Source organism: Streptomyces sp. PA03-3a (assembly GCF_033792735.1).
In the GTDB taxonomy this organism is placed as follows: domain Bacteria; phylum Actinomycetota; class Actinomycetes; order Streptomycetales; family Streptomycetaceae; genus Actinacidiphila.
Window position 1 is genome coordinate 16920 of the sequence record NZ_JARAVM010000053.1, and the last position, 23330, is coordinate 40249.

Below are 23330 nucleotides of genomic sequence, written 5' to 3' on the forward strand. Positions count from 1 at the left end.
CCGGCCTAGTTCTCGCCCTCGACCGGGGACGGGGAGTCCGAGGGGCTCTGGCTCGGCGGATCGCTCGGTGACGGGTCGGGGGCGGACGGGGTCGGCGAGGGGTCGGGGGAGGGCGACTGCTGCCTCCCCCTCCCCTCGATCGTGACCACCGCGCCCGACGGGTCGAACCAGATCCGTGCCGCCCAGGGCCCCACGGGCTCCCGCGAGCGGTCCACGGAGACCGTCAGCGTCACGCTCTCCCCCGGGCGCAGCCTGCCGTGGCCGCGGCTGAGCCGCAGCCACGGCTCGGAGGTGGCCGCCCTCCAGCGGACCGGCCCGTCGCCCTCGGCGGTGAGGGTGACGACGGTCACGTGGCCGCGCGAGCGGGCCTCCACGAGCAGCCGGCCCGTACGGGGTGCCGCGTGCTCGCCGGTCTCCCCGGAGGCGCCGGACGGCGAGGCGGATCCGCGGGCACCGGCCGCGGCGGACGCGGAGGCCGACGCCGAGGGGGCGGCGGAGGCGACGGAGACCGACAGGCGGCCCTGGCCGCCGCGGTCGGAACGCCCACGCGCGTCGGCCGCGCCCGCGGCACCGGCCTTCTCGTACTGGACGCCGTCGAGGTCCTCGCCGGCGCTGAAGGAACCTTCCCCCTTGTGCTCGGGGGCCAGCGGCGCACCGTGGTACGCCGCCCACAGCGCCAGCACCGGCGCCGCGACGACCGCCGCGACGACCGTGGAGGTCACCGCGCGATGCCGCATCCGGGCCCGCCGCGCCATCCGCTCCTTCAGGTCCATGGGGAAGCCGTGCCGGTCGAAGCGCGGGCTGCCCTGGCGGGTGCGTCCCACGCCGCCCCGCATGGCGTGCAGCAGGGCGGCGTACGCGGCCGAGCGGGGCGCCTCGACCGTCGACAGGACGGCGGTGGCGGCGGTGGTGGCCAGGCCCGGCCAGGGACCGGTCGCCACGGCGCGCTCGGCCGTGACCCGGCAGTGCGGGCAGACGTCGACATGGGTCACCAGCTCGCGGCGGAGCGCCGAGCCCAGCAGCACCCGGGAGTCACCGGCGAGGCGGGCGACGGCCGCGCAGTTGCCGAGCTCGACGACGGCGAGCGCCGCCCGGGTGCGCTCCACCTCGCAGGCGGCCTGCGCGAGCAGCGCCCGCGTCGTGTCCGGCTCCCGGCCGACGACCAGCGCCACCTCGTGCGGCGCCAGCTGGTGCCGCACGGCGAGCTCCAGCGCCTCGCGCTGCTCGGGCGTGGTGCCGGCCGCCTCGGGCCAGGCCAGCGCCGCGAGTTCGCCGCGCCTGCGGGCGGCCACGTCCGCCGAGGCCTGCACCGCCACCGGCCGCCCCTCGGCCAGGGTGCGCAGGCACGCCCAGCGCGCGAGCGCGTACAGCCAGGGCCTGCGCAGCTCCGGGTCGCGCAGCCGGGCGCGCTGGCGCTCGGCCACGGCCAGCACGTCGCCGAGGGCGGCGGCGGCGGAGTCGTGCTCGCACAGGACGGAGAGGCAGTAGGTGAACAGCCCGTCCAGGTACGGCTCGTAGTGGGCCGGCGGCTGCGCGGGCAGGGTCCCCTGCGGGCGCGGCCGCCGCCGCGCCGGGGACCCGCTGGTCCCCGGCGCGGTGCGGCCACGCTGGACCGGCGCGCGGTGTCGGCGGTGCGCGCCGGTTGTCTGGGAGGGTGTGTCAGACCTGCTGCTCATCACTCCGTGACGGTAGGACCACGACCCGTACGCCCTCAGGCATCACGGCGGGCTTTAATCCAAATGGGTGGTGATCCCGCCCGAAAGAGCACACGCCGCTCACCCCCTCGGGTGACCCTTCCGGCCAGGTGCACGAGCGTTCTCCGGAGCGGACGGCAGACGTCCGCGCCCCCGGGCGGTGCCGCGTTGTCGGTGGCACCCGATAGCGTGCGGCACATGGCTGCCCGTACCCGCCCCGCTTCCAAGGACCGCCCGTCGTACCGCTGCACCGAGTGCGGCTGGACGACGGTCAAGTGGCTCGGCCGCTGCGGCGAGTGCCAGGCGTGGGGCACGGTCGAGGAGTACGGCGCCGCGGCGCCGGTGCGGACGACCGCGCCGGGCCGGGTGACCTCGCCCGCGATGCCGATCGGCCAGGTGGACGGACGGCAGGCCACCGCGCGCGGCACGGGCGTGCCGGAGCTGGACCGGGTCCTTGGCGGCGGGCTGGTGCCCGGGGCCGTGGTGCTGCTCGCCGGCGAGCCCGGCGTGGGCAAGTCGACCCTCCTGCTGGACGTGGCGGCGAAGGCCTCGGGCCCGCAGACACGGACGCTGTACGTGACGGGTGAGGAGTCCGCCTCGCAGGTCCGGCTGCGCGCCGACCGCATCGGGGCGCTCTCCGACCACCTCTTCCTGGCCGCCGAGACGGACCTGTCCGCCGTACTCGGCCACCTCGACGACGTCAAGCCGTCCCTGCTGATCCTGGACTCGGTGCAGACGGTCGCCTCCCCGGAGATCGACGGCGCCCCCGGCGGCATGGCCCAGGTGCGCGAGGTCGCGGGCGCCCTGATCCGCGCGTCGAAGGAGCGCGGCATGTCGACGCTGCTGGTCGGCCACGTCACCAAGGACGGCGCGATCGCGGGTCCCCGCCTCCTGGAGCACCTGGTGGACGTGGTGCTGTCCTTCGAGGGCGACCGGCACGCCAGGCTCCGCCTGATCCGGGGCATCAAGAACCGCTACGGCGCCACCGACGAGGTCGGCTGCTTCGAGCTGCACGACGAGGGCATCACGGGCCTGGCCGACCCGTCCGGCCTCTTCCTGACCCGGCGCGACGAACCGGTCCCCGGCACGTGCCTGACCGTCACCCTGGAGGGCAAGCGCCCGCTGGTCGCCGAGGTGCAGGCGCTGACCGTCGACACCCAGATCCCCTCCCCCCGCCGTACGACCTCCGGTCTGGAGACCTCCCGGGTGTCGATGATGCTGGCGGTGCTGGAGCAGCGCGGCCGGATCCGGTCGATCGGCAAGCAGGACATCTACACCGCGACGGTCGGCGGCGTGAAGCTCGGGGAGCCGGCCGCCGACCTGGCGGTGGCGCTCGCCCTGGCCAGCGCGGCGATCGACACGCCGCTGCCGAAGAACCTGGTCGCGGTGGGCGAGGTGGGCCTGGCGGGCGAGGTCAGGCGGGTCACCGGCGTGCAGCGCAGGCTCGCCGAGGCGGCCCGGCTCGGCTTCACCCACGCCCTCGTGCCGCCGGACCCGGGGAGGATCCCGGCGGGGATGAAGGTGACGGAGGTGACGGACATAGGGGACGCCCTGCGCGTCCTGCCCAAGAGGGCCCCACGTCCCTGACCCTTCCGACGGTAAACTTTGCCCTGGTCTCGCCCATCCGGGCATCCGTACGACCGGAGGAGAGCAGTGGCAGCCAACGACCGGGCGGCAGCTCCCGGCAAGGCCTGGAGTCGCGAGGGCTCCGGCGGTGAGGGCCTGATGCGCGCCTCCCTGAGTGCCGTGGCCCCCGGCACCGGCCTTCGGGACGGCCTCGAGCGGGTCCTGCGCGGCAACACCGGTGGCCTCATCGTGCTGGGGATGGACAAGACCGTCGAATCGCTGTGCACCGGCGGCTTCGTGCTGGACGTCGAGTTCAGCGCCACCAGGCTGCGCGAGCTGTGCAAGCTCGACGGGGCCCTCATCCTCGACCGCGACATCACCAAGATCGTGCGGGCCGGGGTCCAGCTGGTGCCGGACGCGTCGATCCCCACCGAGGAGACCGGCACCCGCCACCGCACCGCGCAGCGGGTCTCCATCCAGACCGGCTTCCCGGTCGTGTCCGTCAGCCAGTCGATGCGGCTGATCGCCCTGTACGTGGGCGGGCAGCGCCGCGTCCTGGAGGACTCGGCGGCCATCCTCTCCCGCGCCAACCAGGCGCTGGCCACCCTGGAGCGCTACAAGCTCCGCCTGGACGAGGTCGCGGGCACGCTCTCCGCCCTGGAGATCGAGGACCTGGTCACCGTCCGGGACGTCACGGCGGTCGCGCAGCGCCTGGAGATGGTGCGCCGGATCGCCAAGGAGATCGCGGAGTACGTGGTCGAGCTGGGCACCGACGGCCGGCTGCTCTCCCTGCAGCTGGACGAGCTGATCGCCGGCGTCGAGCCCGAGCGCGAGCTGGTCGTCCGCGACTACGTGCCGGAGCCGACCGCCAAGCGCAGCCGCACGGTCGCCGAGGCGCTCACCGAGCTGGACGCCCTGCCCCAGGGCGAGCTGCTGGAACTGCCCACCGTGGCAAGGGCGCTGGGCTACGCGGGCTCCCCGGAGGCGCTGGACTCCGCGGTGTCGCCGCGCGGGTACCGGCTGCTGGCGAAGGTGCCCCGGCTGCCGAACACGATCGTGGAGCGGCTGGTCGAGCACTTCGGCGGGCTGCAGAAGCTGCTGGCCGCGAGCGTGGACGACCTGCAGACGGTCGACGGTGTCGGCGAGGCCCGGGCCCGCTCCGTCCGCGAGGGCCTGTCGCGCCTCGCGGAGTCCTCGATCCTCGAGCGCTACGTCTGAGGAACCGCCCCGCGCCGGAGTCCCGGGGCGTCCCGGGCCCCGCGCGTGCCCGGCGTCCTAGACGTTCTTCAGGACGAAGGACGCCTGCTTCGCGGAGCGGCCGGGCAGTTTCACCTCGAGAAGGTAGGTCCCGTACGGGGCCGTCGCGCCCTTGGGGGTGGCGCACCGCGGGGAGCTCGTGCGGCGGTCCCACTCGACGTCGTACGAAGTCGAGCCGCCCGCCGGGACCTGCAGCAGGTACGGGGCCCGGCTCGTGGGGCAGTCGTCGCTGGCCCACACGTGGTGGTCGTTGACGTCGGTGATGGTCAGGACCGCCGAGTCCGGGCCGAAGTCCAGCTTGCAGGCGGTGGCCGAGGTGTTGGTCGCGGTCAGCGTGAACCGGGGCCGCTCGCCGGGCTCGTAGGCGTTGTCGGTGCTGCGCACGTTCAGCGTGACGCCGGACCCGCAGTCCGGCAGCGAGGAGCCCGCGGGCAACTGCGCACCGCCGCCGCCGTTCCCCCCGTCGCTGCCACTGCCGCCCGAAACACCCGTGCCCGCGGCGCCCGAGGCACCGGAGTCCGCGCCGCCGTCGGCGGCACCGGAGTCGCCGCCCTGCGAACTGCCCTCCGCGGCACCGGAGTCGCCCGAGCCGCCGTCCGAGGCGTCACCGCCGTCGTCACCGCCACCGCCGCCGACCGAACCGCCCGGGCGGGAGCTGTTGAGCGGACCGCTCGCGGACGGACCGGGGGTGATGGACGGCGCGGGTGAGCGGCCGTCCGGCCCGTTGGCGCTGTTCCCGCCGCCGTCGCGGGAATTGACGGCCCATACGACCAGGACGGTGAGCAGCGCGAGCAGGAGCAGCACAACCGCCCGTCGCCGCCAGTAGATGGAGGACGGGAGAGGTCCTACGGGATTGCGCATAGAGCCCACGCGCAAACCTTATGCGGTTTCCCTTGAATCGGACCAAGGCACGCGCGGCACGCTGGCAACTTGTGTGATTGATCAGCAGATCTCCCCTCCGTTCCGGGGACTCCCCACCTGTTCGCGCTGCCCGCCGCGGCGGCCCCGGGGACGTAGGATCGGAGGCGCTATGAACGACGACCGCGACCACCACTCGCTGCACGCACCCGTGATCGACTGGTTCGACGACAACGCCCGGGATCTGCCGTGGCGCCGCCCCGAGGCGGGCGCCTGGGGCGTCATGGTCAGCGAGTTCATGCTGCAGCAGACCCCGGTCAGCCGGGTCCTGCCGGTGTACGGGCAGTGGCTGGAGCGCTGGCCCACGCCGGGGGCCCTCGCGGCGGACCCCGCCGGGGAGGCGGTGCGCGCCTGGGGCCGGCTGGGCTATCCGCGCCGGGCGCTGCGGCTGCACGCCGCGGCGACCGCGATCGCCCAGCTGCACGGCGGCGAAGTGCCCACGGACCACGCCGAGTTGCTGGCCCTGCCGGGGGTCGGCGAGTACACGGCCGCCGCGGTGGCCTCCTTCGCGTACGGGCAGCGGCACGCGGTGCTGGACACCAATGTGCGCCGGGTCTTCGCGCGTGCCGTGACCGGTGTGGAGTACCCGCCGAACGCCACGACCGCCGCCGAGCGCCGGGTCGCCCACCGGATGCTCCCCGCCGACGAGGCCACCGCCGCCCGCTGGGCCGCGGCGACGATGGAACTGGGCGCCCTGATCTGCACCGCCCGCGGCCCCGAGTGCGTGCGCTGCCCGATCGCCGGGCAGTGCGCCTGGCGGCTGGCCGGCTCCCCCGGGCACGACGGCCCGCCGCGCCGCGGTCAGACGTACGCCGGTACCGACCGCCAGGTCAGGGGCAGGCTGCTGGCCGTGCTGCGCGAGGCCCCGGAGCCGGTGCCGCAGGCGGCGCTGGACGCCGTGTGGCACGAGCCCGTCCAGCGCGCCCGGGCGCTGGACGGCCTGGTCGCCGACGGCCTGGTGGAACCCCTCCGGGACGGTATGTACCGGCTGCCCGGCTGAGTGCCGCGCTCCCCGGACGGCCGAGTCGTTACACAACCGATGGGTGGCTGTGGGTCCGCTGTGCGGCGGCGGTCGTCAAAGCCGTACATCCGCTCCGTAGCGTCGGGCAGGTCGTAATCGAGCGCGCCGGACGGAGGGACGCCATGGCGGCGAACGCCCAGGGGACAGCCCAGGTCATGGACTTCGAGGAGTACGTGCGGAACCGGCAGGAGGCCCTGCTGCGCAGCGCGCGCCGGCTCGTCCCGGACCCGATCGACGCCCAGGACCTCGTCCAGACGGCGCTGGCGCGCACCTACCCGCGCTGGGGCGACATCGCCGACAAGAGCCTCGCGGACGCCTACATGCGCCGGGTGATGATCAACACCCGTACCGAGTGGTGGCGCGCGCGCCGGCTGGAGGAGGTGCCGACCCCCGAGCTGCCGGAGGGGTCGGTCGACGACGGCGCCGAGCAGCGGGCGGACCGGGCGATGCTGCTGGACGCGCTCGGCATGCTGGCCCCCAAGCAGCGCCAGGTGGTGCTGCTGCGCCACTACCGGCAGCTCAGCACGGAGGAGACGGCGCACGCGCTGGGCATGTCGGTGGGTACCGTGAAGAGCACGCTTCACCGGGCACTGGCGCGGCTGCGCGCCGAGCTGGAGCGGCAGAGCAACGGATACGGAAGGCCCGTGGAGCCCGTCACGGGCGGTACGGAGGGCGTGTGCGCCGCAGCGTAGTCCCGGTGGGAGCCGCTGTCGCGGTGTGCGGGGCGCTCGTCGCCGTGACCGGCTGCCGCGACGCCGGAGGTGTCCGCGAGGAGGGCACCGCCGCGGTCGCCTCCGCCGCCCCGGCGTCCCCCTCGGCATCGCCGCCGGCCCCGGACGCCCACCCGCTGGGCACCGGGCGGTCGGCGGACCCGCGGGCGGCGGACGCCAAGGCCGCCGCGGACGTGGTGCACCTGGTGCAGCGCGACCCGAAGGTGGCCCGGGACATCCGGGACAGCCTGGTGGCCTGCCCCGCGCCGTCCGCGGGCGCGGCGACCCGTCCCGGTGCCTCGGCGGACCCGTACCCGGTGGACCGCCGCTCCGGCCGGCTGACCGGGAAGGGCGCCACGGACCTGGTGGTCAACGTCTCGACCTGCGCGGACAGCGTGGGCATCGGAAGCTACGTCTACCGCCGCGTGGACGGCGGGTACGTCAACGTCTTCGCCGACGAGCAGCCCCCCGTCTTCGCCGAGATCGACGACGGCACCCTGAAGGTGACCCACCAGGTGTACGAGCCGCAGGACACGGTCTCCAACCCCTCCGGCGAGGACGTCACGACGTACCGGTGGAACGGCACCCGCTTCGAGGAGGTCTCCTTCTCCCACCGCGACTACGAGACGGACGACGGCACCGGGAGCGGTTCGCATGGCTGAGACGCACGTCCTGTTCGTCGAGGACGACGACGTCATCCGCGAGGCGACCACCCTGGCGCTGGAGCGGGACGGCTTCGAGGTGACGGCCGTGCCGGACGGCCTGGCCGGCCTGGAGGCGTTCCGGGCCCGGCAGCCGGACCTGGCGCTGCTGGACGTGATGGTGCCGGGCCTGGACGGGGTGAGCCTGTGCCGGCGCATCCGGGACGAGTCGACGGTGCCGGTGATCATGCTCTCGGCGCGGGCCGACGCGATCGACGTCGTCCTGGGCCTGGAGGCGGGCGCCGACGACTACGTCACCAAGCCCTTCGACGGGGCCGTGCTGACCGCCCGCATGCGGGCGGTGCTGCGGCGCTTCCGGGTGGCCGCGGTGGACGGGCCCCCGGCCGGGGCGGGGGTGCTGACCTTCGGTGACCTGGAGGTGGACCCGGAGGGGATGGAGGTGCGGCGCGCCGGTGAGCGGATCGCGCTGACGCCGACGGAGATGCGGCTGCTGCTGGAGTTCTCGGCGGCGCCGGGGACGGTGCTGTCCCGGGACCGTCTGCTGGAGCGGGTCTGGGACTACGACTGGGGCGGCGACACCCGGGTGGTGGACGTCCATGTGCAGCGTCTGCGGGCGAAGATCGGGCAGGAGCGCATCGAGACGGTGCGCGGCTTCGGCTACAAGCTCAGGGGCTGACGCGGTGACCGCACGACCCGGGGACCCCGCCGCGAGGAGGGGCCGTCGGATGCCGAAGATCGGGCTGCGCTGGAAGGTCTGCGTGGCGATCGCCGTGGTGTCGGCGCTGGTCGCGCTGGTGCTGAGCCTGGTCGTGCACAACGCGGCCCGGGCAAGCATGATCGACAACTCCCGGGACGCCCAGAACGAGCGGGTGCAGTTCGCCCAGCGGATCTACGAGTCCACCGGCCGGCTGACCATGAACGCCCGGCTGGACGACCCCGACCTGCCCGCGCCGCTGAAGCGGCTGGCCCGGGAGGGCAAGCGGGCCACGTACGTCTCCGACGACGGCGGCGCGCCCGTGGTGTGGGCGCAGACCCCGCTGAAGGACGGCAAGATCCTGTCGCTGAAGGCGACCTTCACCGACCGCTTCTCGGTCCTGGAGGACCTGGACCAGGCCCTGGTCATCGGCTCGTCGGCGGTCGTGGTGGGCGGCACGGCGCTGGGCGTGCTCATCGGCGGGCAGTTGTCCCGGCGGCTGCGCAAGGCGGCCGAGGCCGCGGGCCGGGTGGCCGACGGGGAGACGGACGTACGGGTGCGCGAGGCGATCGGCGGCCGGGTCCGCGACGAGACGGACGAGCTGGCGCGGGCCGTGGACGCCATGGCGGACGCCCTGGCCGGCCGGCTGGAGGCGGAGCGCCGGGTCACCGCGGACATCGCCCATGAGCTGCGCACCCCGGTGACGGGGCTGGTCACCGCGGCCGAGCTGCTGCCGCCGGGGCGCCCCGCCGAGCTGGTCAGGGACCGGGCGCAGGCGTTGCGCACGCTCGTGGAGGACGTGCTGGAGGTCGCCCGGCTGGACGGCGCGGCCGAGCAGGCCGACCTGCAGGACGTGCCGCTGGGCGACTTCGTGCGGCGCAGGGTGGCGGCCGCGGCGCCCGAGGCGGCGGTGACCGTCTGCGGCGACGCCGTCGTCCGCACCGACCCCCGGCGGCTGGAGCGCGTCCTGGGCAACCTGCTGGCGAACGCCTCGCGGCACGGTCGGCCGCCCATCGAGGTCACCGTCGACGGTCCGTACGTGGAGGTCCGCGACCACGGCCCGGGCTTCCCCGGCGACCTGCTCCGCGACGGCCCGAGCCGCTTCCGCACGGGCAGCAGCGACCGGGCCGGCAGCGGCCACGGCCTGGGGCTGACGATCGCCACCGGCCAGACCCGCGTCCTCGGCGCCCGGCTCACCTTCCGCAACGTGCCCGCGGAGCAGGGGGGCGGGGCGGTCGCCCGGCTGCTGCTCCCCCGGGAGTAGAAGGGCCGCGGGAGCCGCGGGTCGCGCATACGGACGATACGGACGATGCCCGCACGCGGGTCGGAGAACGACCCCATGCGGGCATCGGCAGCGGGTGGCCGGGGGGCCGGGCGGCTCAGACCACCTCGACCGCGGCGACCGCCTCCTCGGTGCTGGGCGCGGTGGGCGCCGAGCGGAGCGGGATCTCCTTGACGAAGAAGGCCAGCAGGAAGCCGATGACGCTGACGACGGCGCCCCACAGGAAGACGTGGTGCGTACCGCCCGCGACGGCGTGGAGGTAGGCGTCCTTCACCGGCGGCGCCAGCTTGGCCAGGCCCGCGGGGTCCATCTGGGCGGAACCGGAGGTGGCTCCCGCGGCGGCCTCGCCGAGGCGGTCCGTCATGGTGTTCTGCACCTGGTGGGTGAAGATCGCGCCGAAGAGGGCGACGCCGAAGGAACCGCCGATCGTACGGAAGAGGGTGGAGGACGAGGAGCCGACGCCCATGTCCTTCATCTCGACGCTGTTCTGCGCTATGAGCATCGTGATCTGCATCAGGAAGCCCATGCCCGCGCCGAGCACGGCCATCCACACGCCGGAGACGAAGCGGCTGGTGCCGGTGTCCATCGTCGACAGCAGGTAGAGGCCGACGGTCATCAGGCCGCCGCCGACGATCGGGAAGATCTTGTACTTGCCGGTCTGGGTGGTGACCCGGCCGGCTATGAGCGAGACGACCATCATCGACAGCAGCAGCGGCAGCAGCAGCAGGCCGGAGTTGGTCGCGGAGGCGCCCTGCACGATCTGCTGGAACAGCGGCAGGAAGGTCATCGCCCCGAACATCACGAAGCCGACCAGGAAGCCGATGACGGAGATCAGCGAGAAGTTGCGGCTGTGGAAGATGTGCAGCGGGATGACGGGCTCTGAGACGCGGGTCTCCACGTACAGGAATCCGGCCAGCGCGGCCACGCCGAGCACCAGCAGGCCCAGGATCTGGGGCGAGCCCCACTCGTACTGATTGCCGCCCCAGGTGGTGAGCAGGACGAGCGAGGTGATGCCGACGGTGAGCAGCACCGTGCCGAGGTAGTCGATGCTGGTCTTGATCTGCTTCTTCGGCAGGTGCAGCACCGCCGAGATCATGAAGAGGGCGACCACGCCGAGCGGGAGGTTGATGTAGAAGCTCCAGCGCCAGCCCCAGTTGTCGGTGATGTAACCGCCGACGAGCGGGCCGCCGATCATCGCGACCGCCATGACGCCGGCCATCATGCCCTGGTACTTGCCGCGCTCCCGCGGCGGGATCAGGTCACCGATGATCGCCATCACACCGACGATCAGACCGCCGGCTCCCAGGCCCTGCACGGCGCGGAAGGCGATCAACTGGCCCATGTCCTGCGCCATGCCGGACAGCGCCGATCCGATCAGGAAGATCACGATCGACGACATGAAGATGCCCTTGCGGCCGTACAGGTCGCCGAGCTTGCCCCATACGGGCGTCGACGCGGCGGTGGCGAGCGTGTAGGCGGTCACCACCCACGACAGGTGCTCCAGGCCGCCCAGCTCGCCCACGATGGTGGGCATCGCGGTGCCGATGATCATGTTGTCGAGCATCGCGAGCAGCATCGCGATCATGAGCCCGAACAACACCACGCGCACGCTGCGCTGCGGGGTCTCGGCGGTCTCCGCCATCACAAGCTCCCCTACTTGTTTCTTGCTTGTCTTCGATTGCTTACCTGCCGCCCGGCTAGTTGCCTGGGGCACCCTGACAGTATGCGGCTTACTAGCCGGGCGTCAAGTAAGTTAAAGTTCGCCCATGGCAACGCCCCACGCACGCAGAGGTGACACGCGACGCCGCATCCAGGACGTCGCGCTGGAGCTCTTCGCCGAGCAGGGATACGAGAAGACGTCCCTGCGTGAGATCGCCGAGCACCTGGACGTGACCAAAGCGGCGTTGTACTACCACTTCAGGACCAAGGAGGACATCCTCAACAGCATCGTCGAGGACCTGGCCTCACCGGTCGACGAGCTGATCGCCTGGGCCAGGGAGCAGCCGCGCACCCTGGAGACCAAGTGCGAGGTGCTGCGGCGCTACGCGGACGCGCTGTGGAGCGCCGGCCCGCTGTTCCGCTTCATCCAGGAGAACCAGGCCACCGTCCGCGACCTCAGCATCGGCGAGACCTTCAAGACCAAGCTGCTCGCCGTCCACTCCCTGCTCAAGGACCCGGACGCGCCGCTGACCGACCAGGTGCGCTCGATCACCGCGGTCTTCGCGATGCACGCCGGGATGTTCGCGATGCAGAACCTCGAGGGCGACCCCGAGGACAAGCGTGCCGCCGTCCTCGAGGTCGCCCAGGAGTTGATCGCCCGGACCTACCGGGATCAGACCGACACCCCGTGAGACCGCAGGTACGGCAGCGGGTTCACGGACGAGCCGTAGTAAGGGGTCTTGCGGATCTCGAAGTGCAGGTGGGGACCGGTGCTGTTGCCGGTGTTGCCGGACAGCGCGATCTGCTGGCCCTGGCCGACGTACTGGCCGACGCGCACCTGCATCTTCGACAGGTGGCCGTACTGCGAGTACATGCCGTTGGCGTGGCGGATCACGATGTTGTTGCCGTAGGCGCCGCCCCAGCCGGCCTCGACGACGGTGCCGGCGCTCACGGCGTGGACGTTGGTGCCGATCGGCACGGCGAAGTCCTGGCCGGAGTGCTTGTGGGCCCAGCGGGCGCCGTTCTGCATGTAGCCGGCGGACAGTGCGTACTTCTTGACCGGCACCGACCAGCCGCTGTTGGTGCGGCTCTGCTGCTGCGGGGCGCTCTTCGCGGACTGCCCGACGTGGTTCCGGTGCTTCCAGTGCAGCTCGGCGCGCGCGTGGCGGTCGGCCTTCGCGGCCTGGGCGGCGCGCTGCTGCACATCGGCCTGCGCCCGGGTCGCGTCCGCCAGCTTCCCGGCCGCGCCGAGGCCCAGCAGGCTCTCGCTCTGCGTCTGCGCCATGGCCGTCCCTGCCGCACCGAGTGCCAGCGAGGCGCACACGCCGGCGGTGACGACGGTCCGACGGCCGCGGAAGACGGAGTTCGAGATCTTGGGCATACGCATTCGGAATTACCTCGCGGAAATAGCCGGACAAGAACAATGCGACGTGTTCGCCGCGGATCCCTTGGTAACCCGACAATCCGACCCCGGACAAACCCCCCCGTTTACTACCGTCTTTCGTAGCCCGGACCTCCGGCACCCCGCTTCGCCGCCTGCCGCAAGGGCCCTGTCCCCTAAGGTGATTCGTACGTGGCCCAGGTCACGTGGGTCACGTCACCGGCCCCGGGACCAAAGGGAATTGCCCTTCGGGACCTAGGTCCCGTGGCCCGGGTCACACGGAAAGAGAAATGCGGGAGCCGGCGGAGCGCGTGAATGGGAAGAGCGCGCGATGCGCATGACGGGGGGCGGGAACGTGGATCCTTCGGCCGTGGGTGTACGGCTGGCGTCGGCCGTCGCGGGGCCGCTGGTCAAGAGGCTCTTCGTGGCCGAGGGCCCTGGAGCGGGCCTCGTGGACCGGCCGGTCCGCATCTCCTCCCGGGTCTCCTTCAGGGGCGAGAAGCGCACCCTCACCGACGCGGACCTGCGCGCCCTGGCCGCCGGGCTGGTGCGCCGCGCCCTGCGCGCCGGGGAACGCCCTGTCGGCGCCGACGAGGAGACCGCCGTCGCCGACGCCCTCGCGGCCTCACTCCGGGCCCTGGGCGACCTCGACCTCACCGACGTGCAGGCCGTGGACCTCGGCCACACCGCGTTCGCCCGCGCCCTGCGTCGCGCCGCCAATTCCCCGGAGCGGGAACTCAGCGCCGACGGCGCGCACTTCCACGAGCGGCTGCTCGACACGGCCTGCCTGCACATCCTGCACTTCTTCACCCAGCGCTCGACCTTCGTCGCCGCCACCCTGGTCGAGCAGAGCCGGGCGCTGGGCGACCTGACCGCCCGCGTCGACGCGCTCATCAGCCGCACCCCTCTGCCGGGCGGCGAGGACGCGGCCTTCGAGCGGCGCTACCTGGACTACGTCGCGAAGAAGTACGGGCGGCTCACGATCCACGGCCTCGACCTGGCGGACGCCCCGGACCGCTGGCCGCTGGACACCGCCTACCTCAGCCTGGAGGCGGTGCCGTCCTCCGGGCCCGCGGAGGGCGGGACGGAGGAGTCCGCCGGGCCCCGCGCCGCCGACCTGGCCCTCGCCGCGCACGAGCGGGTCCTGCTGCGCGGCGAGGCGGGGTCGGGGAAGACCACGCTCGTGCAGTGGCTGGCGACCGCCTGCGCGCGCCGGGACCCGGACGAGGGCATGGCCCACCTGGAGGACCGGATCCCCTTCGTCCTGCCGCTGCGCACCCTCACCCGCCACGGCGAGCGCCTCCCCGCGCCGCGCGGCTTCCTCGCCGCCGCCGGCTGCCCGCTCGCCGGCACGCAGCCGGCCGGCTGGGAGGCCCGCGTCCTCGCCGAGGGCCGAGGGCTGCTGCTGGTGGACGGAATCGACGAGATCCCCGACGCCGAGCGCCGCCGCACCCGGGCCTGGCTCGGCGACCTGCTCGACGCCCATCCCGGCAACCGCTGGCTGGTCACCTCCCGCCCCTCCGCCGTGCGGGAGGACTGGCTGGCCGCCGAGGGCTTCACCGAGCTGGCCCTGACCCCCATGGGTCCCGCCGACGTCGCCGCCTTCGTCGGCCGCTGGCACGCCGCCGCCGGACCGGAGGCGGCCGGGTACGCCGAAGGGCTGCTCGCCGCCCTGCGCGCCGAGCCGGACCTCGGCCGGCTCGCCACCAACCCGCTGATGTGCGGGCTGATCTGCGCCCTGCACCACGACCGCCGCGGCTACCTGCCCAGGGCCAGGAAGGACCTGTACGCCGCCGCCCTGTCGATGCTGCTGGTCCGCAGGGACCGCGAACGGGAGGCGGCGGTCGTGCCGCTGCGCGAGGAGGCGCAGACCGAGCTGCTGCAGCGGCTGGCGTACTGGCTGGTCCGCAACGGCCGCACCGAGATGGACCTCGGCCGGGCCGAGGCCGTCGTCGCGCGGGCGCTGCCCGCCGTCCCCGAGGCCGCCGCGCTCGGCGACGCCGGCGCCGTCCTGGCGCACCTCCTCGACCGCGGCGGCGTGCTGCGCCGGGCCGCCCCGGGCTCGGTCGACTTCGTGCACCGCACCTTCCAGGACCACCTGGGCGCCCGGGCCGCCGTGGACGAGGGCGACTTCGGGCTGCTCGCCGCGCACGCCGCCGACGACCGGTGGGAGGACGTCCTGCGCATGGCGGTCGCGCTCGCCGGCCCCCGGGAGCGCGCCGCGATCCTGCGGGAGCTCCTCGACCGCGGCGACCTCGCCGCGGACCGGCGCACCCGGGCCCGGCTCCACCTGCTCGCCGCCGCCAGTCTGGAGGGCTCCGCCGCCCTCGACCCGGAGGTGCGCGAGGCCGTGGAGCGGCGCGCCGCGGCGCTCGTCCCGCCCGCGGACGCCGGAGAGGCCCGCGCCCTGGCCGAGGCCGGGCCGCTCGTACTGGATCTCCTCCCCGGCCCCGGCGGACTCTCCGACGCGGAGGCCCTGCACGTCGTGGTGACCGCCTGCCACCTGCCCTCGGACCGGGCCGCCCGCTACCTGGCGGGCTTCGCCGCGCACCGGTCCCTGCGGGTCCGCGCCCAGCTGATGTGGTCCTGGCACCGCTTCGACTGCGCCCTGTACGCGCGGGAGGTCGTCGCCCGTCTCGACCCGGACGGCCTGGACTTCACCGTCCGCTCCGCCGAGCAGCTGCGCGAGCTGCGCGGGCTCGGACTGCGGCCCACCCGCCTCGACCTGCGGGGCGACCTGCCCGCGGACGAGCTGGCCGGGTACGTGGCCGGGCTCGCGCTCACCGAGGTCCGGGTGAAGGACTGCGCCCTGACCGACCTGCGCTTCCTGGCGGGCCAGCGGGAGCTGCGCAGGCTGGTGCTCGTCGGCCCGGGCGCGCCCGCCGACTGGACGTCGATCGGCGGGCTGCCCGCACTGCGTGAGCTGGAACTGGCCGCCCCGGCCGGCGGCCGGGTCGACCTGTCACCGCTCGCCGCCCACCCGGGCCCGCTGACCGTGCGCGTCCCGCTGCCCGCCGACCGCGTGACCGGGACCGACCGGCTGCCCGCGGGCGTGACCGTCGTCCCCGGGCCGCGCCAGGGAGGCTAGTCGCCGTCCCGGTCCCTCCAGCCGCCCCAGCCGCCCCGGCCCCGGCCGTCGTGGCCGTCCCCGTCGCAGTAACCGTCGCAGGGGTCCCCGCCGGCGGTCGGCGAGCCGGTGGCCGAGGGCGTGGGGCTCGGCGGCGCCGAAGGCCGCGCGGCCACCCGGGTGGCGCCGGCGGCCAACCGGGAGCCGGTGGTGTACGCCACCGACTGGAAGCGGGGCGGGGTGACGGAGGTGTCGAAGGTCCAGCGCTGGACGGGCCGGCCGTCGCGGGGCCTGAGGACGACCCCGGCACCCGCCTCGCGGCCCGCGGGGGCGACCGCGAGCTGCTGGTTCCAGCGCGGGATGAGGTCCCCGGTCAGGGTGAGGTCGTAGCGCACGTCCTCGGCACCGGTGACGAAGGACGCCGTGCACAGACCGAGTTCCAGCGCGGGGCCGCGATGGGAGTTGAGGCAGTACGCGGGCTGGGCGACGCTGCGCATCAGCCCGTCCGGCTCGTACGACCAGAACTGCGTGGCGCCGGTGTCGCAGCGCGCGGTGGCCGTCTCGGTGCCGATGACGGTGCGGCGGCCGGTCAGGTCCACGCACAGGTCGTTGTCCCTGTTCCGGAGCCGGCCGCGGAGCCCGTCGGCGGGGACGGGGTCGGCGGTGACCGTACCCGGGCCGGGCGCGGTGTCCGAGGTGGTGACCGGGGCCGAGACGGTGGGGGACGCCGTGGCCGCGGTGGGCGCCGTGCCGGAGGCACGTCCCTCGCCACCGCCGTCGCCGGCCGTGAGGCCGACGACCAGGGCGGTCACGAGGACGAGGCCGCCGAGGCCCAGCAGGGTCGCGGTGAGCCGCCGGCGGACGCCGCTCGCCGCCCGTCGCCTGCGACCGCCGCGGCGCCGCCCCGGGGAGCCGCCGGAGCCGTTCCCGGCATCGTTGTCATACGCCGCCCGGCGGGTGGGGCGCGAGTCGTGATAGCCCCGCGCCTCCCAGACCAGGACCGCCTCGGCGATCAGCACACCCAGCCGGTCCCCGGAGTGGTCGAGCTGCTCGGCCGCGTAGCGGCAGTGGTCGCAGCGGGCGATGTGCCGCTGCAGATCGGGTACGAGCCCGGCGCCGCCGCGGTGGACGGAGATGTCCAGCAGGCGGCTGAACTGCAGACAGGCCTCGTACGGCGCGAGGTCCCGGTGCGCCTGGACGCACGCCTCGCGGAAGCGGGTGCGGGCGAGCTCCAGCTGGGCCGCGGCCCGCTCCGGGTCGATGCCGAGCAGCCCGGCCGGTACGTCCAGCGGCTCGGCGTCGACCTCGGCGTGCCAGAGCAGGCAGCGCGCGGGCTCGGGGAGCCGCATGAAGGCCCGGTTCGCCAGCCGGCGGTTCTCGGGTACCGCCAGCCGGGTGTCGGCCTGGTCGGGGCGGGGGCGCAGTCTCCGGTGGAGCCAGGCCCGCCGGCGGTCGACGGCCCACTCCTCGGCGATCTTGTGGACGGTGATCAGCAGCTCGGGGCGCCAGGCGGCCGTGGGCCCGGTCAGTCGCAGGGTGTCGACGAAGACCCGGGTGAACGCGGCCGCCGCGAGTATCCCGGCGGCGTGTCCGGAGACCGTGCACAACTCCGCGTACTCGGAGACCGGCCGCCAATGGCGGGCCAGCAACTCCTCGAACGGCTGGTGCGCGTCTTCCTTTCCCAGGGACTTTCCGATCTCTCCGGACAGCGACTCGTCCGGGACGCCGAACAGCCGGCCGGGGTGCGCGGAATTCGGATGCGGGGATTCCTTCAACGAGAGTTTCCTTCCGCGTTCGCCCCGCCGGGATACGTACGAACCAATGCGCCGGCGCGGGACGCAGCTACGTGGGGGGAGGTGGGGCCGGGGCGCCGATGGAGGGGCAAGGCGGCCTCTCCTCACTCTCGGCTGATCTTTTCGAATGCCTGCCGGAATGACGGCACGACACCGGCCGGAGCACGGAGAAGGAAGGGTCCGTGCTGAACATCGCTCACCTTTCCACAAATGCAACCGGCGCAACAAGGGTGGCTTCATGGGGAACACAAAACGCGACGACCCCGCCCGCACTATTGTGCGGACGGGGTCGGATCGCTGTGCGATTAGCTGCGGTTATGCTTCCTTGCTGAGGTTCGGACCGCCGGCCGCCTCGACCGGAGGGGCGTCGGCGACGGCCACCTTCTCCTCACCGCGGAAGGTGAACTTGACGTTCTCGCCCTCGCCCTCGGTGCCCACGACCACGATGTGACCGGTGCGCAGCTCACCGAAGAGGATCTTCTCGGAGAGCACGTCCTCGATCTCCCGCTGGATCGTCCGGCGCAGCGGCCGGGCGCCCAGCACGGGGTCGTAGCCCTTCTTGGCGAGCAGGGACTTGGCCTCGGGGCTGAGCTCGATGCCCATGTCCTTGTCCCTGAGGCGCTCGTCCACCCGGGCGATCATGAGGTCGACGATCTGGATGATGTCTTCCTCGCTGAGCTGGTGGAAGACCACGATGTCGTCGACACGGTTCAGGAACTCGGGCCGGAAGTGCTGCTTGAGCTCCTCGCCGACCTTGGCCTTCATCCGCTCGTACCCGGTCTTGACGTCACCCGCGGCCGCGAAGCCGAGGTTGAAGCCCTTGGAGATGTCCCGGGTGCCGAGGTTGGTGGTCATGATGATGACCGTGTTCTTGAAGTCCACGACCCGGCCCTGGGAGTCGGTCAGGCGACCGTCCTCCAGGATCTGCAGCAGGCTGTTGAAGATGTCCGGGTGGGCCTTCTCGACCTCGTCGAAGAGGACGACGGAGAACGGCTTGCGGCGCACCTTCTCGGTGAGCTGGCCGCCCTCCTCGTAGCCGACGTATCCGGGCGGGGAGCCGAAGAGCCGCGAGACGGTGTGCTTCTCGCTGAACTCGGACATGTCGAGCTGGATGAGCGCGTCCTCGTCGCCGAAGAGGAACTCGGCGAGCGTCTTGGAGAGCTCGGTCTTACCGACACCGGACGGGCCGGCGAAGATGAACGAGCCACCGGGGCGCTTGGGGTCCTTCAGACCGGCCCGCGTGCGGCGGATGGCCTGCGAGAGGGCCTTGATCGCGTCCTTCTGGCCGATGACGCGCTTGTGCAGCTCGTCCTCCATGCGCAGCAGACGCGAGGACTCCTCCTCGGTGAGCTTGAAGACCGGGATGCCCGTGGCCGTGGCCAGGACCTCGGCGATCAGCTCCTCGTCGACCTCGGCGACGACGTCCATGTCGCCGGCCTTCCACTCCTTCTCCCGCTTGGTCTTCGCGGAGAGCAGCTGCTTCTCCTTGTCGCGGAGGGAAGCGGCCTTCTCGAAGTCCTGCGAGTCGATCGCGGACTCCTTCTCCCGGCGCACGTCGGCGATCTTCTCGTCGAACTCGCGCAGGTCCGGCGGAGCGGTCATCCGGCGGATGCGCATCCGGGAACCGGCCTCGTCGATCAGGTCGATCGCCTTGTCCGGCAGGAAGCGGTCCGAGATGTAGCGGTCGGCGAGGGTCGCCGCGGCCACCAGGGCGGCGTCCGTGATGGACACCCGGTGGTGGGCCTCGTAGCGGTCCCGCAGGCCCTTGAGGATCTCGATGGTGTGCGGCAGCGACGGCTCCGCGACCTGGATGGGCTGGAAGCGGCGCTCCAGGGCCGCGTCCTTCTCCAGGTGCTTGCGGTACTCGTCGAGCGTGGTGGCGCCGATGGTCTGCAGCTCACCGCGGGCCAGCATCGGCTTGAGGATCGAGGCGGCGTCGATCGCGCCCTCGGCGGCACCCGCACCCACCAGGGTGTGGAGCTCGTCGATGAACAGGATGATGTCGCCGCGGGTGCGGATCTCCTTGAGCACCTTCTTCAGGCGCTCCTCGAAGTCACCGCGGTAGCGGGAGCCGGCCACCAGGGCACCGAGGTCGAGCGTGTAGAGCTGCTTGTCCTTCAGCGTCTCGGGGACCTCGCCCTTGACGATGGCCTGGGCCAGGCCCTCGACGACGGCGGTCTTGCCGACGCCGGGCTCGCCGATGAGGACGGGGTTGTTCTTGGTGCGGCGCGACAGCACCTGCATCACGCGCTCGATCTCCTTCTCGCGCCCGATCACCGGGTCGAGCTTGGTCTCACGAGCGGCCTGCGTGAGGTTGCGGCCGAACTGGTCCAGGACGAGCGAGGTCGAGGGGGTGCCCTCGGCCGGGCCGCCGGCGGTGGCGGCCTCCTTGCCCTGGTAGCCGGAGAGCAGCTGGATGACCTGCTGCCGCACCCGGTTGAGATCGGCGCCCAGCTTCACGAGGACCTGGGCCGCGACGCCCTCGCCCTCGCGGATCAGGCCGAGCAGGATGTGCTCGGTGCCGATGTAGTTGTGGCCGAGCTGGAGGGCCTCGCGGAGCGACAGCTCCAGGACCTTCTTGGCCCGGGGGGTGAAGGGGATGTGCCCGGACGGAGCCTGCTGGCCCTGGCCGATGATCTCCTCCACCTGCTGGCGGACCGCCTCGAGCGAAATCCCGAGGCTCTCCAGGGCCTTAGCGGCGACACCCTCACCCTCGTGGATAAGGCCCAGGAGGATGTGCTCGGTGCCGATGTAGTTGTGGTTGAGCATCCGGGCTTCTTCCTGAGCCAGGACGACAACCCGCCGCGCGCGGTCGGTGAACCTCTCGAACATCGTTAATCGCTCCTCAGAGCGGTCGGGCAGTTAGGGGCGTGTCCCCTCCCTGTCCTTCCGCATGCTAGTCCCGCACAGCGGGGCAGCTCACTTCAACCGTCGACACCTTGCGAGGTCGTTTACCCCCGCGCCGTCGACAACAGCCTCAACCCGATGGTGCGAGACGATGTTCCCGCAGGCCAGGCGGATAGCCCTTTATCCAGTACGCCGAGGGCGAACGTCCCGCCTGTCCGACATGGCCGTCGTCCGTTCCCACTAGGTATTTCTTACCCGCCCGCACGGACAGTCCATGCAAGGAGCACGCCCGCTGTCTGCTACGGGCGAACAGACTTGCGTCGCGTGGATTCACGGAGCGTGACGGAACCGGCCCACCGGACACTCCCGGTGACCCGCCTCGTAACCCGGGACCCCCGGGGGGCGTTGCGCAGGGCATGCAGGCCTCACGGGTCCCGGCGACCCTGGAACACGCGGACGCGCTCGACGTCCCCGCGGAGGCGGGGCACGAGGTGCTCGGCCGCTTCCCGGCGCCCCGGACGGGGCCGGTCGCCCTGGCGGGGCACCGCATGCGGTTCTTCGTCGCCCCGGGCGGCGCCGAGGAGCTGCCCGGCCTGCTGGACTGGCTGGAGTGGAGCGGGATCCCGCTCGACCTCGTACCGCTGTGCGGGCCGGAGGCCGCCTACGACGACGGCGCGCCCGCCTGGCTCCGGCCGCCCGTTCCGGACGGCGGGTGCCACGCCGGCGCGCCGCTCCGTCTGCCCGCGATGACGTTCCGCACGCAGCCCGGCCCCGCGGCGGACGGACGCTCCGGGGGGACCGTGGGCCTCACGGCCCTGGTCTCCGCGCTCGCGACCGCCTGCCACCGGGTCCGGCTGCGCGTGGCCCGGACCGATCAGCCGTGCGCCTTCTCGTACGCCTCACGGATCTGCGCGGGAACGCGACCGCGGTCGTTGACCTCGTAGCCCTCTTCCTTCGCCCACGCGCGGATCTTCGCCGTGTCCTGGCTCGCGGCGCCCCCGCGGGCGGCGCCCTTCGTGGTGCGCCCGCGGCCGGCACGGCCACCGGTGCGGCGGCCGCCGTCCACGTACGGGCCGAGGAGACCGCGCAGCTTGTCGGCGTTGTCGGTGGTGAGGTCGATCTCGTACGTCACTCCGTCGAGTGCGAACGTCACGGTCTCATCCGCCTCGCCGCCGTCGAGGTCGTCAACAAGAAGGACCTGAACCTTCTGTGCCACCGGCTTCCCTTTCATCGAATACGGATTACCGGTAAAAGCAAACCGCCTTTTCCCGGAAAACTCAAACCCCTTGCCCGAACTGCTTCCGTCCCGGTAGGCATCGCCGCCGTCTTCAGCGGAACGTTTCGGACATACTGTTGTGCCGGACGGACACCGTGGGCAGCCTCACAGATGCAACAGCATCCGGCTGTTGCCCAAGGTGTTGGGTTTCACTCGTTCGAGGTCGAGGAACTCGGCCACACCCTCGTCCTTTGACCTCAGCAGCTCACCGAAGACATCGCCGTCGACCGGCGTCTCGCCGATCTCGACGAAGCCGTGCTTCGTGAAGAAGTCCACTTCGAAGGTGAGGCAGAAAATTCGCCGCACTCCCAGCCACCGCGCGGTCTGCAGCAGCTTCTCCAGCACGAGATGCCCGACACCCTTGCCGTGGTGCGCCGGGGCGACCGCGAGGGTGCGCACCTCGGCGAGGTCCTCCCACATGACGTGCAGCGCCCCGCAGGCCACCACCTCGGCGTCGTGGTCGTGTTCGGCCACCCAGAACTCCTGGATGTCCTCGTAAAGCGTCACCGTCGGCTTGTCGAGCAGGATGCGGTCGCGGACATAGGCGTCGAGCAGTCGCCGGACAGCCGGTACGTCGGCCGTCCGGGCCCGGCGGATGGTGACGTCTTTTGATGCGGCGGGCATGTGCGGACGCTATCGCCCGTCCGATCCGTCCGTCTCCCCGGGGTCACCCGGATCAGCGGATTGCACCACACGCATTGCGTCGCGGAGCGCTTCTCGCTGTTCCGCAGACATCATGCCGAAGAAGGCGACAAGGGCCGCCGCGGGGTTGTCGCTCGCCGACCACGCCTCGTGCATCAGCGCCGCCGAGTAAGCGGCGCGAGTGGAAACGGCCTCATAGCGATAGGCGCGCCCTTCGGCTTCCCGCCGGAGCCAGCCCTTCTGATGAAGGTTGTCCATTACGGTCATGACCGTCGTGTACGCGATCGAGCGCTCCCGGCGGAGATCCTCCAGCACCTCGCGCACCGTCACCGGGTGGTTCCAGCGCCATACCCGGGTCATCACGGCGTCTTCGAGGTCTCCCAATGGACGGGGCACACCCGAATACTAGTTGCTTACGGGTGCAATGCCTGAAATGCCGGAAATATCGAGGTCATACCCGGTGCTCGGTGCCGCCCGGCCGCTGGGCCGGGGGCTGCGCGCCGGACAGCGCGGCGTCGACCACCGCGTCCTCCTTGGCCTTGTTGACCCCGCCCTGGCTCCTGATCAGCGTCCGGATGAGGAAGGTGAACGCGATGGCCATCACGGTGGGGGGCACGAGCGCGGAGACGTATTCCATGGCACCAGGGTAGCCACGCCCCCGTACGCGCCCTGCGGCGGACCTCCGCCGGGTGGCGGAGTCCCCCGGCCGGTCCTGCCGAGGCCCCGGCCGGCCGGGGCCTCGGTCCGGTCGCTCCGGGACGGCTAGCTGTTCTGTCCACAGAGGTTGGTGACGGATCTCTCGGCTGAGGGATCTTGAAATGGGTGAGGGCCTTCTGGCTCGGTGTGGATTGCGACATCTGC

The 23330-nt window shown here is 72.7% G+C and carries 20 protein-coding genes; 10 read left to right on the plus strand and 10 right to left on the minus strand.

The features are described 5' to 3' along the window. Window positions 1–5: 5 nt before the first annotated feature. Window positions 6–1676: a BACON domain-containing protein gene (locus tag PV342_RS37545; RefSeq protein WP_500320620.1), complete on the minus strand. Its 1671-nt coding sequence runs from the start codon at window positions 1674–1676 to the stop codon at window positions 6–8. 216 nt (window positions 1677–1892) lie between these two features. Here PV342_RS37545 and radA point away from each other — a divergent pair, with 216 nt between their 5' ends. Then, a complete protein-coding gene (gene radA / locus PV342_RS37550; protein WP_360999876.1) occupies window positions 1893–3281 on the plus strand; it encodes a DNA repair protein RadA in 1389 nt (462 codons plus the stop codon). A 66-nt stretch (window positions 3282–3347) separates the two neighbouring features. Then, complete coding sequence (disA, locus tag PV342_RS37555) at window positions 3348–4478, plus strand: DNA integrity scanning diadenylate cyclase DisA (RefSeq protein WP_018559543.1); 1131 nt, start codon at window positions 3348–3350, stop codon at window positions 4476–4478. A gap of 57 nt (window positions 4479–4535) precedes the next feature. Here the strand turns inward: disA and PV342_RS37560 are convergent, their stop codons facing one another. Next, on the minus strand, window positions 4536–5378 hold the full coding sequence (locus PV342_RS37560; protein WP_400805746.1) for a hypothetical protein: 843 nt from the start codon (window positions 5376–5378) through the stop codon (window positions 4536–4538). A gap of 169 nt (window positions 5379–5547) precedes the next feature. On the opposite strand from PV342_RS37560, the gene PV342_RS37565 reads away from it, so the two are divergent. The 5 genes from PV342_RS37565 (at window position 5548) to PV342_RS37585 (ending at window position 9786) form a co-directional block, all read left to right on the plus strand. Then, window positions 5548–6435 (plus strand): HhH-GPD family protein, encoded by an 888-nt coding sequence (locus PV342_RS37565; protein ID WP_400805748.1) that lies wholly within the window; start codon window positions 5548–5550, stop codon window positions 6433–6435. 143 nt (window positions 6436–6578) lie between these two features. Continuing rightward, on the plus strand, window positions 6579–7148 hold the full coding sequence (locus tag PV342_RS37570; RefSeq protein ID WP_018559546.1) for a SigE family RNA polymerase sigma factor: 570 nt from the start codon (window positions 6579–6581) through the stop codon (window positions 7146–7148). Window positions 7149–7153: 5 nt separating this feature from the next. After that, window positions 7154–7828: a hypothetical protein gene (locus PV342_RS37575; RefSeq protein WP_400805752.1), complete on the plus strand. Its 675-nt coding sequence runs from the start codon at window positions 7154–7156 to the stop codon at window positions 7826–7828. After that, window positions 7821–8504 carry a two-component system response regulator CseB gene (cseB, locus tag PV342_RS37580; RefSeq protein WP_018559548.1) on the plus strand — a complete coding sequence of 228 codons (684 nt, stop codon included), beginning with the start codon at window positions 7821–7823 and terminating at the stop codon, window positions 8502–8504. The genes PV342_RS37575 and cseB overlap by 8 nt, the downstream gene beginning before the upstream one ends. Before the next feature lie 49 nt (window positions 8505–8553). After that, window positions 8554–9786: an ATP-binding protein gene (locus tag PV342_RS37585; RefSeq protein WP_500320624.1), complete on the plus strand. Its 1233-nt coding sequence runs from the start codon at window positions 8554–8556 to the stop codon at window positions 9784–9786. Between the two features lie 115 nt (window positions 9787–9901). Here PV342_RS37585 and PV342_RS37590 read toward each other — a convergent pair whose 3' ends face one another. Next, the gene (locus PV342_RS37590) at window positions 9902–11446 is read right to left on the minus strand and encodes an MDR family MFS transporter (RefSeq protein ID WP_500320626.1); all 1545 of its coding nucleotides are present in this window, start codon (window positions 11444–11446) and stop codon (window positions 9902–9904) included. 124 nt (window positions 11447–11570) lie between these two features. Between PV342_RS37590 and PV342_RS37595 the strand changes: the two genes are divergently transcribed. Then, window positions 11571–12155: a TetR/AcrR family transcriptional regulator gene (locus PV342_RS37595; RefSeq protein WP_386995440.1), complete on the plus strand. Its 585-nt coding sequence runs from the start codon at window positions 11571–11573 to the stop codon at window positions 12153–12155. On the opposite strand, the gene PV342_RS37600 is transcribed toward PV342_RS37595, so the two are convergent. After that, window positions 12137–12850: a M23 family metallopeptidase gene (locus PV342_RS37600; protein ID WP_391580681.1), complete on the minus strand. Its 714-nt coding sequence runs from the start codon at window positions 12848–12850 to the stop codon at window positions 12137–12139. The genes PV342_RS37595 and PV342_RS37600 overlap by 19 nt on opposite strands. Window positions 12851–13199: 349 nt before the next feature. Between PV342_RS37600 and PV342_RS37605 the strand changes: the two genes are divergently transcribed. After that, window positions 13200–15932, plus strand: coding sequence for an NACHT domain-containing protein (locus PV342_RS37605; RefSeq protein ID WP_500320632.1), 2733 nt, complete (start codon window positions 13200–13202; stop codon window positions 15930–15932). On the opposite strand, the gene PV342_RS37610 is transcribed toward PV342_RS37605, so the two are convergent. Both PV342_RS37610 and PV342_RS37615 read right to left on the minus strand, forming a co-directional pair. Continuing rightward, window positions 15929–17686 carry a ricin-type beta-trefoil lectin domain protein gene (locus PV342_RS37610; RefSeq protein ID WP_500320629.1) on the minus strand — a complete coding sequence of 586 codons (1758 nt, stop codon included), beginning with the start codon at window positions 17684–17686 and terminating at the stop codon, window positions 15929–15931. The two genes, PV342_RS37605 and PV342_RS37610, sit on opposite strands and share 4 nt — an antisense overlap. A 333-nt stretch (window positions 17687–18019) precedes the next feature. Continuing rightward, window positions 18020–20536: an ATP-dependent Clp protease ATP-binding subunit gene (locus PV342_RS37615; RefSeq protein WP_018559555.1), complete on the minus strand. Its 2517-nt coding sequence runs from the start codon at window positions 20534–20536 to the stop codon at window positions 18020–18022. 431 nt (window positions 20537–20967) lie between these two features. Between PV342_RS37615 and PV342_RS37620 the strand changes: the two genes are divergently transcribed. Beyond that, window positions 20968–21495 (plus strand): hypothetical protein, encoded by a 528-nt coding sequence (locus tag PV342_RS37620; protein ID WP_400805760.1) that lies wholly within the window; start codon window positions 20968–20970, stop codon window positions 21493–21495. On the opposite strand, the gene PV342_RS37625 is transcribed toward PV342_RS37620, so the two are convergent. The 4 genes from PV342_RS37625 to PV342_RS37640 all read right to left on the minus strand — a co-directional run bounded on the left by PV342_RS37625 (window position 21426) and on the right by PV342_RS37640 (window position 23106). Beyond that, complete coding sequence (locus tag PV342_RS37625) at window positions 21426–21767, minus strand: histone-like nucleoid-structuring protein Lsr2 (protein ID WP_018559557.1); 342 nt, start codon at window positions 21765–21767, stop codon at window positions 21426–21428. The two genes, PV342_RS37620 and PV342_RS37625, sit on opposite strands and share 70 nt — an antisense overlap. Window positions 21768–21932: 165 nt before the next feature. Next, complete coding sequence (locus tag PV342_RS37630) at window positions 21933–22451, minus strand: amino-acid N-acetyltransferase (protein WP_018559558.1); 519 nt, start codon at window positions 22449–22451, stop codon at window positions 21933–21935. A gap of 9 nt (window positions 22452–22460) precedes the next feature. Then, window positions 22461–22865, minus strand: coding sequence for a BlaI/MecI/CopY family transcriptional regulator (locus PV342_RS37635; protein WP_078619908.1), 405 nt, complete (start codon window positions 22863–22865; stop codon window positions 22461–22463). A 55-nt stretch (window positions 22866–22920) separates the two neighbouring features. Continuing rightward, entirely contained in the window at window positions 22921–23106 is a 186-nt protein-coding gene (locus PV342_RS37640) for a hypothetical protein (RefSeq protein ID WP_018559560.1), read from the minus strand. Window positions 23107–23330: the final 224 nt, after the last annotated feature.

Coding starts and splice junctions, on each gene's coding strand:
- PV342_RS37600 (WP_391580681.1), bottom strand. CDS start 12,850: ATGCGTATGCCCAAGATCTCGAACTCCGTCTTCCGCGGCCGTCGGACC.
- PV342_RS37570 (WP_018559546.1), top strand. CDS start 6,579: ATGGCGGCGAACGCCCAGGGGACAGCCCAGGTCATGGACTTCGAGGAG.
- PV342_RS37630 (WP_018559558.1), bottom strand. CDS start 22,451: ATGCCCGCCGCATCAAAAGACGTCACCATCCGCCGGGCCCGGACGGCC.
- PV342_RS37640 (WP_018559560.1), bottom strand. CDS start 23,106: ATGGAATACGTCTCCGCGCTCGTGCCCCCCACCGTGATGGCCATCGCG.
- PV342_RS37560 (WP_400805746.1), bottom strand. CDS start 5,378: ATGCGCAATCCCGTAGGACCTCTCCCGTCCTCCATCTACTGGCGGCGA.
- PV342_RS37590 (WP_500320626.1), bottom strand. CDS start 11,446: ATGGCGGAGACCGCCGAGACCCCGCAGCGCAGCGTGCGCGTGGTGTTG.
- radA (WP_360999876.1), top strand. CDS start 1,893: ATGGCTGCCCGTACCCGCCCCGCTTCCAAGGACCGCCCGTCGTACCGC.
- PV342_RS37615 (WP_018559555.1), bottom strand. CDS start 20,536: ATGTTCGAGAGGTTCACCGACCGCGCGCGGCGGGTTGTCGTCCTGGCT.
- cseB (WP_018559548.1), top strand. CDS start 7,821: ATGGCTGAGACGCACGTCCTGTTCGTCGAGGACGACGACGTCATCCGC.
- PV342_RS37585 (WP_500320624.1), top strand. CDS start 8,554: ATGCCGAAGATCGGGCTGCGCTGGAAGGTCTGCGTGGCGATCGCCGTG.
- PV342_RS37545 (WP_500320620.1), bottom strand. CDS start 1,676: ATGAGCAGCAGGTCTGACACACCCTCCCAGACAACCGGCGCGCACCGC.
- PV342_RS37620 (WP_400805760.1), top strand. CDS start 20,968: ATGCAGGCCTCACGGGTCCCGGCGACCCTGGAACACGCGGACGCGCTC.
- PV342_RS37595 (WP_386995440.1), top strand. CDS start 11,571: ATGGCAACGCCCCACGCACGCAGAGGTGACACGCGACGCCGCATCCAG.
- PV342_RS37565 (WP_400805748.1), top strand. CDS start 5,548: ATGAACGACGACCGCGACCACCACTCGCTGCACGCACCCGTGATCGAC.